Below are 16152 nucleotides of genomic sequence, written 5' to 3' on the forward strand. Positions count from 1 at the left end.
GATGCAATATCGGAATCAGACCCTTGAACCCCTCATCACCTAGAATTAAACCAGTCCAACTTTCGGGGGCCAGTTCACGCGTGGGGGTAAGGCGGGGAAAATTAGTGGCGCTCAGACAGCAAGCGCTGCAATTCCTTCAGGTCGCTCTTGCGGCGGCGCGAGCGGAACACGGAATAGGCAATCAGCCCAGCAACGGCCGCGCCGACGCCACCGAGCACCAACTGAACGTTGCGGTCCTGCAACTTTTCGGTGGCGGCGTTCTTGGCGTCATCGACGAGGTTTTGCGGCTTGCTGCGATCCGCAATTTCATCCAGGGTGCTAGCCAGCTGGCGCCGGGTGCGTTCGATATCGCGTTGAATATCTTCAATATTGCGTGCCACGGAATTCTCCTCTTAGCTTAAGTTTCGCTCTTAACGAGCTTATCTTACCGTGCAGGGCCTCCCCCGCGCAGGCCGGGGAGCACGTAAAGTAGGTCCCATGACTGAAACTCGTTTGAACGTAGGAGATACTGCCCCCGCTTTTGCGCTTGCCGATGCCACCGGCAACACCGTTTCCCTTTCCGATTACGCAGGCCAGCGCGTGCTTGTGTACTTCTACCCGCGCGCCAATACCCCAGGCTGCACCAAGGAAGCCTGCGATTTTCGCGATTCCTTAGAAGAGCTCAATGAGCTCAATATCGCGGTGGTGGGCATCTCCCCCGATAAGCCCGAGGCGCTGGCGAAGTTCCGCGATGACCACGATCTCAACTTCCCGCTGCTTTCTGATCCAGATAAGTCCGTCATGACCGCATACGGCGCTTTTGGGGAGAAGAAGAACTACGGCAAGGTAGTCCAGGGCGTTATCCGTTCCACCTTCCTCGTGGAGCCGGATGGCATCATCGGCCAGACCCACTACAACGTGAAGGCCACCGGGCACGTCGCGCGCGTGATGAAGGGCCTCGAGTAAGCCGGTGGAGGAAATCCTCGTTCCGCGGCGTCGGCCAGCGCAGGCGCGCAGCCGGGAGCGCTTTGCACGCATCGTACAGGCGGCGCGCGCCGTGCTTGTCGATGTCGGCTTCGAATCCTTCACCTTCGATGAAGTAGCCCACCGCGCCGAGGTTCCGATCGGCACGCTGTATCAATTCTTTGCCAATAAATACGTGCTCATCTGCGAGCTCGACCGGCAAGATACCGCCACCAGCCTGGCCGAAATCGAGCGCTTTTCGCGCCTCGTGCCAGCCCCACAGTGGCCGGATGTCTTGGATGAATTCATCGACCACCTCGCGCGGATGTGGCGCGAGGACCCCTCCCGGCGCGCCGTTTGGCACGCCATCCAGTCCACCCCAGCGACGCGGGCCACGGCGGCCGATACCGAGCTGCAGCTCTTGGAGCCGCTCGCCGAGATCCTTCGCCCGCTGGCCACCGAGCACAGCGATGCGCAACGCATTGAGCTGGCGCGCTTCCTTATCCACACCGTGGTCTCGCTGCTTAATTACGCCATTTCGGGCGATCCAGACAAGTTCGATTCCGTGGTCATGGAGCTAAAGCGCATGCTGATTTCGTATCTCTTTGCGGTGGCCGCGGGATAAGTTTGTAGACGTTTATACAAGTTATCCACAGGCGGGCGCTGGGCGCGATTGGCGCCGCGGCAGCGCGCGCCTAGATTTGCAGGCATGAACGCACTGCAGGCCTATGCCACCCAGATTTCCTCGGCGATGGATATCCTCGCCGAGGCCCACGGCATGCCTGAACGCGACCTCATCGAGCTCGGCCTGCCGGATGTCGAGGCCCGCGAACTGCTCACGCTGGCTGAAGTTTATTTCGGCACCACCTCCTTTAGCCGCAAGCAGCGCCTTGCCGCCGCGGGCGCGCGCCACCACGATCTGGTGACGCTGAAGCTCATCGAGAAGTACGCCACCCGCGCGGCCACCAAGCGCGCCGCGTGGAACCTGCGTGTAGAGCTGTGCCGGCAACACGGACCGGCTTCTGAGATCGCCCGGCTCGCTAAGAAGCGCCTGCGCGAATGGCGCCCGCGCCGCCGGCCGCCGCGCGAGGGCGTACAACTCCTGCGCCGCCCGGAAGGCCCGTGGACGATGCGCATTACCGCGCCCTCATCCTTCCTCGCGGATCTTGATTCCGCCCTCGACCCCGATGACCCACTCGCGTCTTTCCGCGAGCTCCTCCGCGGCGAGGGCGCTGCCACGGTACAGACCACGACGAACGTGATTATCCCGCTCAACGCGCTGGACCAAATACTGGAAGGCGATGGCGACGAGGTCACGCTTCGGCTCACCAACGGCTCGACCATTACCGGCGCGCAGCTCGTCGAGCGCACCTTCAGCGAACACGGGCTAGCCACGCTTATCCACCCGGTGAAGGGCCCGGTCAACCTGTATCGGACCTCGCGGTTCGCCTCAGAAAAACAGCGGCTGATGGCCGCCGCCGAAAACCCCACCTGCCCGTGGCCGCCGTGCAATCACCCGGCGGATAAGTCTCAGATCCACCACCTACAGGCGTGGAAGCACGGCGGGATGACCAACGCGGACAACCTCACCGTGTGCTGCCCGTACCACAACGGGGTGAACCAAGACGATCCGAACGCCCCTCCCCTGCGCGGCCGCCTTGCCCGGGTAAACGGCAAGGTCCGCTGGATCCGCTAGCGCTGCCTCACCGAGGTAGCGCTACTCGGCGTGCGCAAGCAACTCCGCGCACATATCAGCGGGAAAGTGCGCCCCAGCCATCAGGGTGAAGTCCTCCCGGCCCAGCGCTCCGGCGCCCTCTGGCACGCTGCCCCACAACCGGCAGTCCGTGACCGCTGGAAGCTCGTCCACGTTCAGCCTCGTCGCCAAGTCCGGCTTCTCGGGCAAACTGCCGCCGATAAGCCCCATCACGTTAATCCCGCGCCGCTGCGCCTCGCGGACGGTGAGCTCGGCGGCGTTGAGGCTGCCGAGGCCGAGGGAGGTGACGATGAGGAGGTTGGTGGCGACATCGGCAAGCGTGTAGTCGTCTGCCAAACGCACCAGCAGCCCGCCGGCGCCTTCCACCAGCACCACACGGCCTGGTGAGTCCAACCCTGCGATCCAGTCCCGGAGCTCCTCTTTGCTCGGCGGAGTCATGCCCGCCCGGCGCGCCGAGAGGTTCGGTGCTAGCGGTTCGGGAAAGCGCGCCACCTCCGTGATCTCGACCCCGGCCAGGTCCCGCACCGTCGCCGCATCGCCGCTCTTGTCCGACTCGCCGGTCTGCAGGGGCTTGGCATAGACGACCTCGCGCCCGCTCTGGGCAAAGGCGCTGGCGAGCGCCGCCGTGGCCACCGTCTTTCCCACGTCGGTATTGGTGCCGGTGACAAAGATAATCATCGCTTTCCTCCTACCACCGCCGCGCGCACCCCGCGGCAAATCTGCGCGACCTCGTCCTCGGTGCTGATAAACGGCGGCATGGTGTAGATGAGGCGGCCAAACGGGCGCAGCCACACGCCCTGCTCCATCGCCGCATCCGTGGCGCCTGCCATATCGACATCGCGCTCCATCTCCACCACGCCAATAGCGCCCAGCACGCGCACGTCTGCCACGCCCGGCTCATCCTCCAGCCCGGCAAGCCCCGTACACAACTGCTTCTCGATGCTCCCAACCTGCCCCCGCCACGTTCCTTCCAGGATCATGGCGGTAGCCTCGGCCGATACCGCGCAGGCCAGGGGGTTGGCCATAAAGGTAGGGCCGTGCATCAGCGCGCGCGGGTGCATGCCCTCGGCAACGCGGGCGGTAGCAAGCGTGGCCGCCATCGTCATGAATCCACCGGTCATTGCCTTGCCCACGCACATGATATCCGGAACCACACCGGCCGCCTGGGTGGTAAAAAGCTCCCCGGTGCGGCCAAATCCCGTGGCGATTTCATCCGCGATCAGGACGATTCCGTGGCGGTCACAGATTTCGCGCGCCCCGCGCACCAACTCGTGATCGTGGAAACGCATGCCGCCGGCGCCTTGGACGACGGGCTCGATGATCAAGGCCGCGACCTCGTTCGTAATGCAGCCTTCCAACTCCCGCAGGTAATCCGCGCGCATCTTCTCGCTCGCCCCGCGCGTGGGCGGTGCCGGGGCGAAAATCTGCTGCGCCAGGGTGCCGGTCCACATCGAGTGCATGCCGCCATCGGGATCGCACACGCTCATCGCGGCAAACGTATCGCCGTGATAGCCCGAGCGCCACGTCAACATCTTCGTGCGCTCTGGGTGGCCGATCCCCTGCTGGTATTGCAGGGCCATCTTGATGGCGACCTCCACCGAGACCGATCCCGAATCCGCATAAAAGACCTGCGCGAAGTCGTGGCGCGTGAGCTCCATGAGATTGGCCGTCAGCCGCGCAGCCGGTTCGTGCGTAAGCCCGCCGAACATCACGTGGCTCATGCGGTCGATCTGTTCCTTGGCAGCGGCGGTAAGCCGCGGGTGGCTGTGGCCATGGGCGGCGGCCCACCAGGAGGACATGGCGTCGATGAGCTGGGTGCCATCGGCAAGCGTGAGGTGGACGCCCGCGGCAGACTCGACCACGCGCGTGGGCGCGCCAGGTTCGGCGTAGGGGTGCCAGATGTGGTGGGCATCGATTGTCGCTATGTCTTTAGTAGAAATATCCACCAAATTAGATCTAGCACACACTCTCGGCCGCTATAGTCCTTTTTATGAAAGTTCTTGAACGGCGTTCAATTCGCCGCTTACCCGTGGTTTTGCCGGCAATTGCGGGCATCGAAATGTGGGAGCGCTTCAGCTTTTATGGCATGCAAGCCATCCTCGCGTACTACCTCTACTCCACCTCCGGTGGGCTCGGCGTGGCGCAAACGCAGGCCACCGCGCTCGTCGGCGCGTACGGCAGCCTGCTCTACCTCTTTACGTTTGTGGGCGGCTGGGTTAGCGACCGGCTCTTGGGCGCCAAGCGCACCCTACTTACCGGCGCCGGGCTGTTGGTGTGCGGGCACTTTGCCCTCTCGCTCGTCCCCGGCACGGCGGGGCTCATCATCGGGCTTTTGCCGCTCGCTCTCGGCTCGGGGCTGCTCAAGACCGCCGCGATTACGATTCTGGGCGCCGCTTTTCCCGCCGAGGCCGGCGCGCGCGACGGGGCCTTCCAGATTTTCTACCTCGGCATCAATGTCGGCGCGCTCTTTGGCCCCATGCTCACTGGGTGGCTGGCCGAGGAATACGGCTACCACGCCGGATTCTTCGCCGCAGCGGTGCTCATGTGCTGCGGCTGCGCCACCTACGGCGCACTGCGGAAAAAGATAGACGTTCCGTCGCGCCCACCACACCCCACCCAGGCCCCGGGTAAGGCGGGGCTGATCGCGCTGGCGGCGCTTGTAGCCGACGTGCTGCTCGTCATCACCGTCTCCCCAGGCACGCTGACCGTGCTGCTTCTTATCGCCACGGTAGCGGCTGCGGCCGGGCTTTTTGCCAGCATGCTGCGATCCCCGCAGGTCACCGCGGATGAGCGGCGCCGCATCCTGGATTTCATTCCGCTCTTCGCCTGCTCGACAGCCTACTGGACCCTGCAACCACAAATCTACGGCGTGCTTGCGGTCTATTCGGATCAGCGCCTCAACCGAACCATCGGCGGATTCGAGATCCCACCGGCTTGGACGCAATCGCTCAACCCGCTATTTATCCTGCTGCTCTCGCTGCCCTTGGCCGCGGGCATGACGCGCTGGGCCAACTCGCGGCGCGCGCTCATGGGCTGCGGCATCATCTTCGCCGGTGCAGGCATGTTCCTCCTGCTGCCCTTTGTGGGCGGCGGAGAAAATTCCACGCCGTTTTTGGTACTAGCGGGCACCATCTTTTTGATGTCACTCGGTGAGCTCTTCATCGGCCCAGTGGGCATGGCCGCATCCGCCGCCCACGCACCGCGGGCCTATGCCACTCGCTCTTCCGCGCTGTACTTCCTCACCATGGCCATCGGCACCTCGCTGGCCGGATCGATGTCGCAGCTGTACGATCCCACCTCGGCATCCGCCGAAACGACCTACCTCCTCATCATGGGCGGCGTCCCCATCATCTTGGGGCTAATGCTCCTCCTGCGGCGCAGGTAGGCCCTTAATGCCCGGCGGACTCATCCAGGGCGCGGTCCGCCATCAGCACGTCACGCATACCGCTGAATAGATCGCCCATTCCCTGCGGGTTGGACGGCATGTAGAGCACGGAGGCTTGGCCGTTATTCGAGACATCGACCATCGCGTCGAGGTACTGCGATACCAGCATGAGGACTTCGGGAGATTCCTGCACCCCGGCATCACGCAGGAGCTCGTATTGCTGGGCGATGCCCTCCACAATCTCCTTGCGCTGCTCGGCAACACCCCTACCCTGCAGCTTCTTCGCTTCTGCAGCGCCCTCGGCTTCTTTGACCACGCGGATCTTTTCCGCCTCCGCCTGGGCGATGGCCGCCTCGCGCTCGCGCTGCGCCGCGTTAATGGAGTTCATGGACTCGCGCACGCGGGAATCCGGGCGGATATCGGTCACCAGCGTATTGACGAAGTTCCAGCCGTATTCGGCCATATTATCCCGCAGTGAGGCCGCCACGTTCTGCGCGATGGTGTCCTTAGAGGAAAAGGACTCGTCCAAGCCCATATTCGCCACCGACGAGCGCACATTATCTTGCACATAGGCCACGATCTGCTGCTCGTGGTTGGAGAGCATATAAAAGGCCTCGCGTTCGCGGCCTTCTACCACCTCGTACTGCACCGCGACCGGAATTTGGACGAAGACATTGTCCTTCGTCTTGGTTTCCACCATTACGTCCAGTTGGCGCACCTGCAGCGAAATCTTATCGCGCACGCGGTCAATCCAAGGCATCTTGAAGTGCAACCCCGCGTGGGCGACCGTCTGGAATTTACCCAACCGTTCCAAGATGGCCGCCTCGCGGGTACGCACGATGTAGTAGCCATCAAATACGGTGGCGAGAACCAGCAAGATGATGATTCCGATGATGATTAAGCTAAACATTCCCTCTCCCTAACTACGAGTGTGAAATTAATTTTCGCACAGGCAGAAAGCATTCGCTAGTGGTCATCGATAAGCGCAAAGAGCTTGCCCATCACCTCCGCGCCGTTCTCGCCGATGCCATTGTGCTGGTACTCATTCGTCACCCACGGGCGCACATCGCCCAAATGTGCCGCGGTGGCCAAGGATTCCTCCAGCGGAACGAAGATATCGTCGAGGTAGATGGCGGCGGCGGAGGTGGGGGCATCGGCAAGCGCATAAGGCGCCGTAAATTCCCGCTCCGCCAGCCCCTGCGCTCCCTCCTTGAAGGCCTGCAGCGCCGGATCCTCATCAAACTGCCACGGGAAAATGTGCTCACCGGTCAGCCAGGTGCCGGACTCGGCAAATTCCGGGAACTCCTCCCGCACGCGGTGCGCCGACCACTGCGTCGCCGCCTGCCCGCCGCTGCCGGCATAAATGGACTCGTGGATAGCCGCATAAAGCGGCGCCTCCGCAAAGCTCACGCGCTCGCCGATGCCCCACAGGAAATCATCCCGCAGCACCTTCTCTCCCCGCACGGTGCGGAAGGGCTCTTCCAGGAGGTAGGCCAATCCGTCGAAGCCCGTGCCCCGCCCCAAATCGGTGCCGATGGTGCGAAAGCGCAGCGAGGACAGCCGCTCGCCGGTGTGCAGGCGCTCATCGGAATTATCAAGGTGGGCGATGATTTCCTCGACGCGCCGCTGCACCCAAGGGAACTCGCGGAAGAAACGCTCCTGGCGGGCTTTGAGCTTGCTAAAAGTCGCGCGGTAAAGGTGATCCGCGCCCTGCAGCGTGGGGATGCCGCCGGTGAAAACGCGTGCTTGACGGACTCGGGCGCCTGAGATAGGTACGCAGTGATGCAAAAGCCGCCAAAAGACTGGCCAAATAGGGACCAAGTCTCCAGCCCCAGGTGTTCGCGCAGGCGCTCGGCATCGCGCACGATATTGTCCTGGCGCAGCAAGGCCAGGTGTTCTGCGCTGCGCTCTTCTGCGGGGCTCAGCCTATCGATGCGGTGCGAACGCCCCGTGCCGCGCTGGTCGAGGAGGATGACGCGATAGCGCTCGAGCGCCTTGCCGATAAGCCCCGTCGGTTTGACTGGCCGCGGGGCCGGAAAGCCAGGGCCACCCTGCAGATACAACAGCGCCGGCAGGTCCTCGCCGCCGGGCGGGATTATTTCGCGGGCATAGAGAGCAAAAGTCCCGCGCGGATTGTCATAATCCCACGGGACTTCCAGGGTGTGTTCAATAATATCGTGGCCGAAGCGGCGGTAGTGAGTCATGCCCACCCAGGTTAGTAAACCTCTAGGCCCTTCGCGCGGAAAACGTCGCGGACTTTTTCCACGTCCTCCGGTTTCGGTGGCTTGGTATCTGCCAAGTGGTAGGTCATATCGAGCCCCTCCCACTTGTCCTTGCCCATATTGTGGAAGGGCAGGACCTCGACGCGCTCCACATTGGATTTCCACCGCGCCACGATGGAGGCGACGTTTTCGACGTTCTCGGCCGAATCCGTCAGGCCCGGTACGACGACGAAGCGAATCCACACCGGCTTGCCTATCGCGTTGAGGCGGTCACCAAAATCGAGCGTGGGCTGCAACTGCCGCCTCGTTACGCGCTGATAGGTTTCCTCATCGCCCGACTTCACGTCCAGTAGCACCAGGTCGATATTGTCTAGATCCTCATCGCGCAGGCGCGAGCCTAAGAAACCGGAGGTATCGATGGTGGTGTGGATGCCGGCGTCGTGGACTTCCTTGAGGACGCGGCGAGTAAAGGCAATCTGGAAGAGGGGCTCACCACCAGAGATGGTCAGGCCGCCACCGGAAGCTTGGAAGATGGGCTTATAGCGCTTAATACGTTTGACCACATCGTCGACCCGCTCCAAGGTGCCGGTCTTCATCTCCATGGTGTCCGGGTTATGGCAATACTGGCAGCGCAGGGGGCAGCCGGACATGAACATGGTCATGCGGGTGCCCGGGCCGTCGACGGCGGTTACCAGCTCCCAAGAGTGCACGAGGGCAATATCGCCGGTGCGGCGCGCCTCCATGAGCTCGGGGCGGGTAATCTCATCGAGTTCGTGGTCGGTTCCCAGGCCCGCGGCAACACCGCGAACGCGCTCGCCGGATTCCGGCGACAGGGTGACCACACCAGTAATGCCATCAGCCATGATTATGAACCCTGGTGGAAGGTGCGGGAGATGACGTCAAGCTGCTGCTCCTTGGTGAGCTTGACAAAGTTGACCGCGTAGCCAGAGACGCGAACGGTGAGGTTCGGGTACTTCTCTGGGTGCTCAACGGCGTCTTCCAGCGTGGACTTATCCAACACGTTGATATTGGCGTGGTACAGGCCAGAGTTCATCTTGTGCTCGTCGCGGCTGGCCTTCATGTCTGAAAGGCGTTCTGCAAAGGTTGGGGTTGCCATAATGGTTCTCCTTGTCGTGATTCTTATTGTTCCATGATGAAGCCGGCATCCAGCACGCCGACTAGGTTGGTGATGCGCTCTTCTGGGGTGCGGCCCAATCCGGACGGGGTGATGGTATTGGTCAGCGAGATGCCGTCCAGGGCATCCTTGTAATCCAGCTTGCCCACCGACAGCATGGAGGCGACCATGCCGTGGTTATCCGCACCGTTTTCGGGGTTAGCCCCCGGGGAGAAGGGAGTGCCGGCCTTGTGGCCTGACGGGAAGGAACCTGTTGCCTTGCCGTAGACCACGTTAGAGGTAATGGTCAGCACGGACTGGGTGGGGATGGCATTGCGATACATCGGGATGGCCTTAATCTTTTCCATCACGGTGTGCACGATGGTGGCAGCGATGTCATCGGCGCGGTCATCGTCGTTGCCGTAGAACGGGAACTCGCCCTCAGTGATGTAATCCGTAATCAGTCCGGTCCCATCGCGGACCGGGGTGACCTTGGCGTACTTGATGGCAGAAAGCGAATCGGCAACGATGGATAGTCCCGCGATGCCGCAGCCCATGGAGCGGATGATATTGGAATCATGCAGCGCCATCTCCACGGCCTCGTAGGCGTACTTATCGTGCGAGTAGTGGATGATGTTCAGGGCCTCGACGTAGGTGCCAACCACCCAGTCCAGCATCTCCTCGTACTTTTGCCAGACCTCGTCGAAGTCCAACGGGCCATCGCCTTGAATCGGCTCGTAGCCTTCGACGATTTGCTTGCCGGAGACCTCATCCCGGCCGCCGTTCATAGCATAGAGCAGGGCCTTGGCGGCATTGACGCGGGCGCCGAAGAACTGCATCTGCTTGCCCACTTCCATCGGGGACACGCAGCAGGCAATCGCCGCGTCATCGCCCCACTCATCGCGAATCTGGCGATCAGACTCGTACTGGATGGAGGAGGTTTCAATGGAGATGTGCGCGCAGAATTCCTTGTAGCCTGCGGGCAGCTCCGGATCCCAGAAAATGGTGATATTCGGCTCCGGTGATGGCCCCAGGTTGATCAGGGTCTGCAGGAGGCGGAAGGAAGTCTTGGTGACCATGTGGCGGCCATCGCTGCCGAAGCCGGCATCGGACCAGGTGGCCCAGTACGGGTCGCCGGAGAAAATCTGGTCATAGTCGATGGTGCGCAGGAAGCGGACGATGCGCAGCTTCAGCACGAGCGCGTCGATGATTTCCTGTGCCTGCTCCTCGGTGATGATGCCAGCGGCCAAGTCGCGCTCGAAGTAGCAGTCGAAGAACGCAGACAGGCGGCCGATGGACATGGCGGCACCATCCTGCGACTTGATGGAGGCGAGGTAGCCAAAGTAGGTCCACTGCACGGCCTCGTGGGCGGTGCGCGCCGGCTCGGAGATGTCAAAACCGTAGGACTCGGCCATCGCCTTGAGCTTCTTCAGGGCCTTGATCTGCTCGGAGTGCTCCTCGCGGTAGCGGGCCCAGTGCTCGGAAAAGCCGGCATCGGCAATGGCATCGCGGGCCTTAATCTTTTCCTGGATGAGGTAGTCCACGCCGTACAGCGCCACGCGGCGGTAATCGCCGATGATGCGGCCGCGGCCATAGGCATCGGGCAAGCCGGTGATGATGTGTGATGAACGGGCGGCGCGAATGCGCGGGGTGTAGATATCGAAGACCGCATCATTGTGGGTCTTGCGGTAGCGGGTGAAGATCTTCTCCACCTCGGGGTCTACCTCTTTGCCCGCCTCGCCGATGGCCTGCTTGACCATGCGCCAGCCGCCGAACGGCATCATAGCGCGCTTGAGCGGCGTATCGGTTTGCAGGCCGACGATGACGTCATCGTCTTCTGAGATATAGCCAGCCGGGAAGGCATCGATATCGGTCGGGGTGTGCGTATCGACGTCATAAATGCGCTTTTCGCGCTCGACCGACAGGTAGTTCTTTTCCAGGGTGCCCCACACGCGCAGCGTCTTATCGGTGGGTCCAGCGAGGAAGCTGGAATCGCCGTTAAAAGGCGTGTAGTTGCGCTGAATGAAATCGCGGACATTGATGCCCTCGGTCCAAGGGCCGGGCGCAAAACCTTCCCACCCTTGATACTGCTGGGGCTTAGTTGCGGTAGTCATAATTCCCTTCTTCTGGGTCAAATTTCCCGGGGCACATGCCGCCTTTTCATCCCGCAGCATCAAGCCCCGTCACCTCTTCATTGTCGGCTCGATTCGCGAAATTAACAACCATAAACATTGCCGTGAGCACCAGTTATAAACCGGTCATCATGCTTTGCTGGTAGCTCGATTCATATAAACCACCCGTACGTTTTTGTTCGGGGGCAATCCAGCCCCGATCGTGGCTTTGCTCACGTACACTTTGGCGCCGACTTGTGTCTACCTCTACTGTTAAGGCGGTCAGCTTCGCTTCCGTAACAAGGAGGACTTCGTGGCGTCCCAGCCCAAGCACCCCGTAGACATCGTTCCCCCCGCGCCGAAACTCGCCGCCCTTGGGCTGCAGCACGTCCTCGCGTTTTATGCCGGGGCGGTCATCGTCCCGCTGCTCATCGCCAGCTCGTTGAACCTGGATGCGGAAACGACCATCCACCTCATCAATGCCGACCTTTTAACCTGCGGTATTGCGACGATTATTCAGTCGGTGGGCATCGGCAAGCATATTGGCGTGCGCCTGCCCATCGTGCAGGGCGTGACCACGACGGCGGTATCGCCCATCATCGCGATTGGCCTCGGCGCCACCGATGGCGAGGGCGGGGTGGCTTCGCTGCCCACGATTTACGGCGCCATCATCGTCGCAGGCCTTTTTACCTTCTTCGCCGCGCCGGTCTTTGGCAAGGTGCTGCGTTTCTTCCCACCGGTGGTTACCGGTTCAGTGCTGCTGGTGATGGGTACTTCGCTGCTGGCGGTATCGGCCAATGACTTTGTCAATTATGCCGAGGGCGTGCCGGCCACGCGCGATTTGCTCTATGGCTTTGGCACGCTCGCGGTCATCATTTTGGTGCAGCGTTTTTCCTCCGGCTTCGTGGGTACGTTGGCGGTGCTCATCGGCTTGGTGCTGGGCACGGGCGTGGCGCTCGCGCTTGGCGATGCCTCCTTTAGCGAAGTCTCCTCCTCCCCTGCCCTCGGCATTACCACGCCGTTTTATTTCGGCATGCCGCAATTCGACCTCGTGGCGATTTTCTCACTGATTATCGTCATGATCATCACCATGGTGGAAACGACCGGCGATGTGTTTGCCACCGGTGAAATCGTCAAAAAGCGCATCTGCCGCGATGACGTGGTGCGCGCCATCCGCGCCGATGGTGTTTCCACCCTGGTAGGCGGCGTGATGAATTCGTTCCCCTATACCTGCTTTGCGCAAAACGTTGGCCTGGTGCGCTTGACCAACGTGAAATCGCGCTGGGTGGCCGTGGCGGCTGCGGGGTTCATGATTGTGCTGGGCCTTTTGCCGAAGGCCGGCGCGGTCGTTGCCGCGATTCCGTCGCCGGTGCTCGGCGGCGCATCGCTAGCACTTTTTGCCAACGTGGCGTGGGTGGGCCTGCAGACTATCGCAAAATCGGATCTCAGCGATGGCCGCAACTCCGTCATCGTCACCTCCGCGCTGGGCCTGGCCATGCTGGTGACCTTCAAGCCGGAGGTAGCCAGTGCCTTCCCGGAGTGGGCGCAGACCTTCGTTTCTTCTGGCATGTCCATCGGCGCGATTACCGCAATCGTGCTCAACTTGTTGTTCTTCCACACCGGCAGCGCGAGCGCGCAGGTCTCGCGCGCCGATGGCAAGGGCGTGAGCCTTAACGAGCTTAATGAGGCCTCGCGTGAGGAGTTTACCGCCGCGCTGCGCCCGCTATTCAATAATGAAACCTGGCCGCTCGAGCTGGCCTGGCAGTCCCGGCCGTTTAGCGATGTCAACGAGCTGCGCGCCGCCGTCCAGGTCGCCGTGCTGACCGCGGATGCGGACCGGCGCGATGCGCTCATCCACGACTACCCGGCCATGGACGAGCTGCTACTGGCCTCGTCTGATGAGGCAGCGAATATTTCCGCTGACCGCGGATCGCTCGGGCTGAGCGAGCTCGACGACGTGCAAACCGAACGCATTACCGAGCTGTCCGCCGCCTACCGCGAGCGCTTTGGCATGCCGTTCGTCGCGTACCTCGATACCAATGACACGGTGGAGCGTGTGATCGACGCCGGCGTGCGGCGCCTCGCTAATTCCGATGCGCAGGAATACCGCATTGCGTTAAGTGAAATCGTCGAGATCGCCAATGACCGCTTCGATATCCTGCTTGCCGATGCCAACCCCGTCCGCTCCTCCTGGGACCGCAAGTTCACCGAGGTAGATTAGGATCCACAAAAGCACCGCAGTCCTTAGAACAAGTACTGCGGTGCTTTTCTTGTGCGCCCGGTGAGACTTGAACTCACACGTCATAAGACACTAGAACCTAAATCTAGCGCGTCTGCCAATTCCGCCACGGGCGCAAGCAACGTTGAATAGTGTACACGGCGCGTCGATAAACGAGAAACCAGGGTCATTCCGTATTGCGGCGGTGGATAGGTAGGGTGGGTGAAGTGAGTATGCAAGAGGAACAGAAGAAACGGCGCGTGAAGGTGCGGTGGTGGCACATCGCCCTCGTCATATTTTTCGTGGTGCTTTTCCTCTTCCTCGCCTATTGGCAGTGGACGCGCTTCCGCTCCGGCTCGGGCACCTTTCAAAACTTGGGCTACGCCTTTCAGTGGCCTCTATTTGCGGTATTCGTGGTCTATGCTTATCGCACCACCCTGCGCTATGAAAATGAGCGCCTTGCCGCAGAAAACGAAGCCCGGGAGATGGATTCGCTGCAGGCCTCAGAAAACGCCTCAGAAAACGCCCCTGAAAATATCGGCGAAACCGCCAGCGCAGGATCTGATTCGCCCGATGGTTCTGAGGTGAGGGGCTCGGCAGCTAGCTCGGCGGAGAAAACCGCCATCGATGAGGATTTCTTGCCGCAGCGCCCGCAGCTGAATGTGGAAGAGTTTAATGCGTTGAATCAGCCTCGGCGCCGCCGCGGTTCCCCCGCAGAGGGTCGCGACGAGGGCCCAACAGATAAAAGGAGAAACTAAATCATGACAAACCAGGTACACCCAGACCGCAAGGCGCGCATCCGCGGCCCGCTGAAGTTCTTTTCCATCGCGGCCACGGTGACCGGTATCTTCCTGATCATCCTGGTCATCCGCATGTTCTTCCAGTACGTCTTGGGCGCGGAGATTCCGGAGTGGGCGACCTACATCGCCATCGTGCACGGCATCGCGTACATGGCCTACCTACTGTCCATCCTGATTTTGGGCCCGCGCGCGCTGTGGCCAGCCGGAAAGCTGATTACCACCGCGCTGGCCGGCGTGGTGCCTTTCCTCTCGTTCTGGATGGAGCACAAGCGCCGCAAGGAAATCGAGGAGCAATTCCAGCTCAACGCTTAATTAGCCGGCCAGCTCCGCGATGAACGGGGCCAGCTGGGAAAGGGCGCGGCCGCGGTGCGAGACCGCGTTCTTTTCTGCGGGCGACATTTCCGCCGCAGAACGCGACTCGCCCTCTGGCTGGAAGAGCGGGTCGTATCCAAAACCATTGGCACCGCGCGGCTCGCGCAGTAGCTGGCCTTCCCAGCGGCCCTCGGCCACGCGCTCGGTGCCCTCGGGGGTGACGAGGGCACACACGGAGACGAAGGCGGCGGCACGCCGTTCGTCCGGCACATCGATCATCTGCGCCAAGACCAGGTCATTATTGGCCTGGTCATTGCCATGTTCGCCTGACCAGCGGGCCGAGAGTACGCCTGGCATGCCGTTGAGCTCCTCGATGGCCAGCCCGGAATCATCCGCGATAGTCACCAGACCCGTGGCGGCGGCGCCGGCGCGGGCCTTGATGAGCGCGTTATCGGCAAAGGTGCGGCCATCTTCGACGGGCTCGGGGTAGGGTTCGACCTCGGAAAGCAGGCGCAGATCCACGCCCTCGATGCCCGCCTCGGACAAGATGCGATCGAGCTCGGCCAACTTCTTCGGATTACCGGAGGCGACGAGGATTACCATCCCAGCGCCGCTTTCTGCGCCGCGATGAGCTCGCTGCAGCCCTTCTGGGCCACATCTAGCATGCCGTTGAGCTGCTCGCGGCCGAAGAGGCCGTGCTCGCCGGTGCCCTGGATTTCTACGAAGTCGCCGGATTCCTGCATCACCACGTTGAGATCCACCTCGGCGCGGGAGTCTTCCTCATAGGGCAAATCCAGGCAGATTTCGCCGTCGATGATGCCCACGGAGACCGCAGCGATGGGATCGAGCAGCGGCTCGCCGGGGACAACACCTTCGGACTTGAGGTGGGCGATAGCATCGGCAAGCGCAACGTAGGCGCCCGTGATGGAGGCGGTGCGGGTGCCACCATCGGCCTGCAGCACATCACAGTCGAGCTGGATGGTGTTTTCTCCTAGCTGCTCCAAGTCCACAGCGGCGCGCAGGGAGCGGCCAACCAGGCGGGAAATCTCATGGGTGCGGCCCTTCACCTTGCCACGCATGGATTCGCGCGGCATGCGGTCGTGGGTGGCGGATGGCAGCATGGCGTACTCGGCGGTCAGCCAACCCTCGCCGGAATCGCGCTTGAAACGCGGCACTCCGAGTTCGACGGAGGCAGTGCACATCACGCGGGTATTGCCAAATTCCACCAAGACGGATCCAGCCGGGTTGGTGGTGAAATTGCGGGTAATGCGGACGCTGCGCATTTGGTCAAGCGCACGCCCATCGGCACGAGTAAATTCAGTCATGCCCTCCAG

The 16152-nt window shown here is 61.9% G+C and carries 16 protein-coding genes, 1 tRNA gene and 1 pseudogene; 7 read left to right on the forward strand and 11 right to left on the reverse strand.

All coding sequences use genetic code 11. The features are described 5' to 3' along the window. Positions 1-101: 101 nt before the first annotated feature. A complete protein-coding gene (locus tag ABRP64_RS07940) occupies positions 102-380 on the reverse strand; it encodes a DUF3618 domain-containing protein (RefSeq protein WP_005277817.1) in 279 nt (92 codons plus the stop codon). 97 nt (positions 381-477) lie between these two features. Here ABRP64_RS07940 and bcp point away from each other — a divergent pair, with 97 nt between their 5' ends. The 3 genes from bcp to ABRP64_RS07955 all read left to right on the forward strand — a co-directional run bounded on the left by bcp (position 478) and on the right by ABRP64_RS07955 (position 2638). After that, positions 478-945: a thioredoxin-dependent thiol peroxidase gene (gene bcp, locus ABRP64_RS07945; RefSeq protein ID WP_284771062.1), complete on the forward strand. Its 468-nt coding sequence runs from the start codon at positions 478-480 to the stop codon at positions 943-945. Positions 946-949: 4 nt separating this feature from the next. Continuing rightward, positions 950-1567, forward strand: a complete 618-nt coding sequence (locus ABRP64_RS07950; protein WP_284771061.1) for a TetR/AcrR family transcriptional regulator — start codon at positions 950-952, stop codon at positions 1565-1567. Positions 1568-1651: 84 nt separating this feature from the next. Then, the gene (locus ABRP64_RS07955; protein ID WP_284771060.1) at positions 1652-2638 is read left to right on the forward strand and encodes an HNH endonuclease signature motif containing protein; all 987 of its coding nucleotides are present in this window, start codon (positions 1652-1654) and stop codon (positions 2636-2638) included. Positions 2639-2659: 21 nt separating this feature from the next. Here the strand turns inward: ABRP64_RS07955 and bioD are convergent, their stop codons facing one another. After that, positions 2660-3334: a dethiobiotin synthase gene (gene bioD / locus ABRP64_RS07960; RefSeq protein ID WP_349866062.1), complete on the reverse strand. Its 675-nt coding sequence runs from the start codon at positions 3332-3334 to the stop codon at positions 2660-2662. Further along, a complete protein-coding gene (locus ABRP64_RS07965) occupies positions 3331-4605 on the reverse strand; it encodes an adenosylmethionine--8-amino-7-oxononanoate transaminase (RefSeq protein WP_284785583.1) in 1275 nt (424 codons plus the stop codon). Before ABRP64_RS07965 ends, bioD begins: the two co-directional genes overlap by 4 nt. Before the next feature lie 41 nt (positions 4606-4646). On the opposite strand from ABRP64_RS07965, the gene ABRP64_RS07970 reads away from it, so the two are divergent. Then, positions 4647-6041, forward strand: coding sequence for a peptide MFS transporter (locus ABRP64_RS07970; protein ID WP_349866064.1), 1395 nt, complete (start codon positions 4647-4649; stop codon positions 6039-6041). Positions 6042-6045: 4 nt separating this feature from the next. Here the strand turns inward: ABRP64_RS07970 and ABRP64_RS07975 are convergent, their stop codons facing one another. The 5 genes and pseudogenes from ABRP64_RS07975 to ABRP64_RS07995 all read right to left on the reverse strand — a co-directional run bounded on the left by ABRP64_RS07975 (position 6046) and on the right by ABRP64_RS07995 (position 11491). Further along, positions 6046-6951, reverse strand: coding sequence for an SPFH domain-containing protein (locus tag ABRP64_RS07975; RefSeq protein WP_284771057.1), 906 nt, complete (start codon positions 6949-6951; stop codon positions 6046-6048). A 56-nt stretch (positions 6952-7007) separates the two neighbouring features. Beyond that, positions 7008-8245 (reverse strand): annotated as a pseudogene (locus ABRP64_RS07980) (alpha/beta fold hydrolase). A gap of 11 nt (positions 8246-8256) precedes the next feature. Then, complete coding sequence (gene pflA / locus ABRP64_RS07985; protein ID WP_005277788.1) at positions 8257-9126, reverse strand: pyruvate formate-lyase-activating protein; 870 nt, start codon at positions 9124-9126, stop codon at positions 8257-8259. Between the two features lie 2 nt (positions 9127-9128). Next, the gene (grcA2, locus tag ABRP64_RS07990; protein WP_255716700.1) at positions 9129-9380 is read right to left on the reverse strand and encodes an autonomous glycyl radical cofactor GrcA2; all 252 of its coding nucleotides are present in this window, start codon (positions 9378-9380) and stop codon (positions 9129-9131) included. Positions 9381-9403: 23 nt separating this feature from the next. Beyond that, a complete protein-coding gene (locus tag ABRP64_RS07995; RefSeq protein WP_349866066.1) occupies positions 9404-11491 on the reverse strand; it encodes a pyruvate formate lyase family protein in 2088 nt (695 codons plus the stop codon). A 310-nt stretch (positions 11492-11801) separates the two neighbouring features. Here ABRP64_RS07995 and ABRP64_RS08000 point away from each other — a divergent pair, with 310 nt between their 5' ends. After that, on the forward strand, positions 11802-13709 hold the full coding sequence (locus ABRP64_RS08000) for a solute carrier family 23 protein (protein WP_349866067.1): 1908 nt from the start codon (positions 11802-11804) through the stop codon (positions 13707-13709). Positions 13710-13761: 52 nt separating this feature from the next. Here the strand turns inward: ABRP64_RS08000 and ABRP64_RS08005 are convergent. After that, a tRNA-Leu gene (locus ABRP64_RS08005) sits at positions 13762-13843 on the reverse strand. A 96-nt stretch (positions 13844-13939) separates the two neighbouring features. Here ABRP64_RS08005 and ABRP64_RS08010 point away from each other — a divergent pair. Further along, complete coding sequence (locus ABRP64_RS08010) at positions 13940-14464, forward strand: MreC domain-containing protein (protein WP_284852513.1); 525 nt, start codon at positions 13940-13942, stop codon at positions 14462-14464. 3 nt (positions 14465-14467) lie between these two features. Continuing rightward, a complete protein-coding gene (locus ABRP64_RS08015) occupies positions 14468-14818 on the forward strand; it encodes a DUF3817 domain-containing protein (protein ID WP_284783350.1) in 351 nt (116 codons plus the stop codon). On the opposite strand, the gene rdgB is transcribed toward ABRP64_RS08015, so the two are convergent. Together rdgB and rph are read right to left on the reverse strand one after the other, a co-directional pair. Next, complete coding sequence (gene rdgB, locus ABRP64_RS08020) at positions 14819-15421, reverse strand: RdgB/HAM1 family non-canonical purine NTP pyrophosphatase (protein ID WP_284864796.1); 603 nt, start codon at positions 15419-15421, stop codon at positions 14819-14821. It lies immediately after the preceding gene. Then, a complete protein-coding gene (gene rph, locus ABRP64_RS08025; RefSeq protein WP_237801525.1) occupies positions 15415-16143 on the reverse strand; it encodes a ribonuclease PH in 729 nt (242 codons plus the stop codon). The genes rdgB and rph overlap by 7 nt, the downstream gene beginning before the upstream one ends. Between the last annotated feature and the right edge of the window lie 9 nt (positions 16144-16152).

Origin of the sequence: Corynebacterium sp. KPL4015 (assembly GCF_040225725.1) — a bacterium.
GTDB lineage: Bacteria > Actinomycetota > Actinomycetes > Mycobacteriales > Mycobacteriaceae > Corynebacterium > Corynebacterium rhinophilum.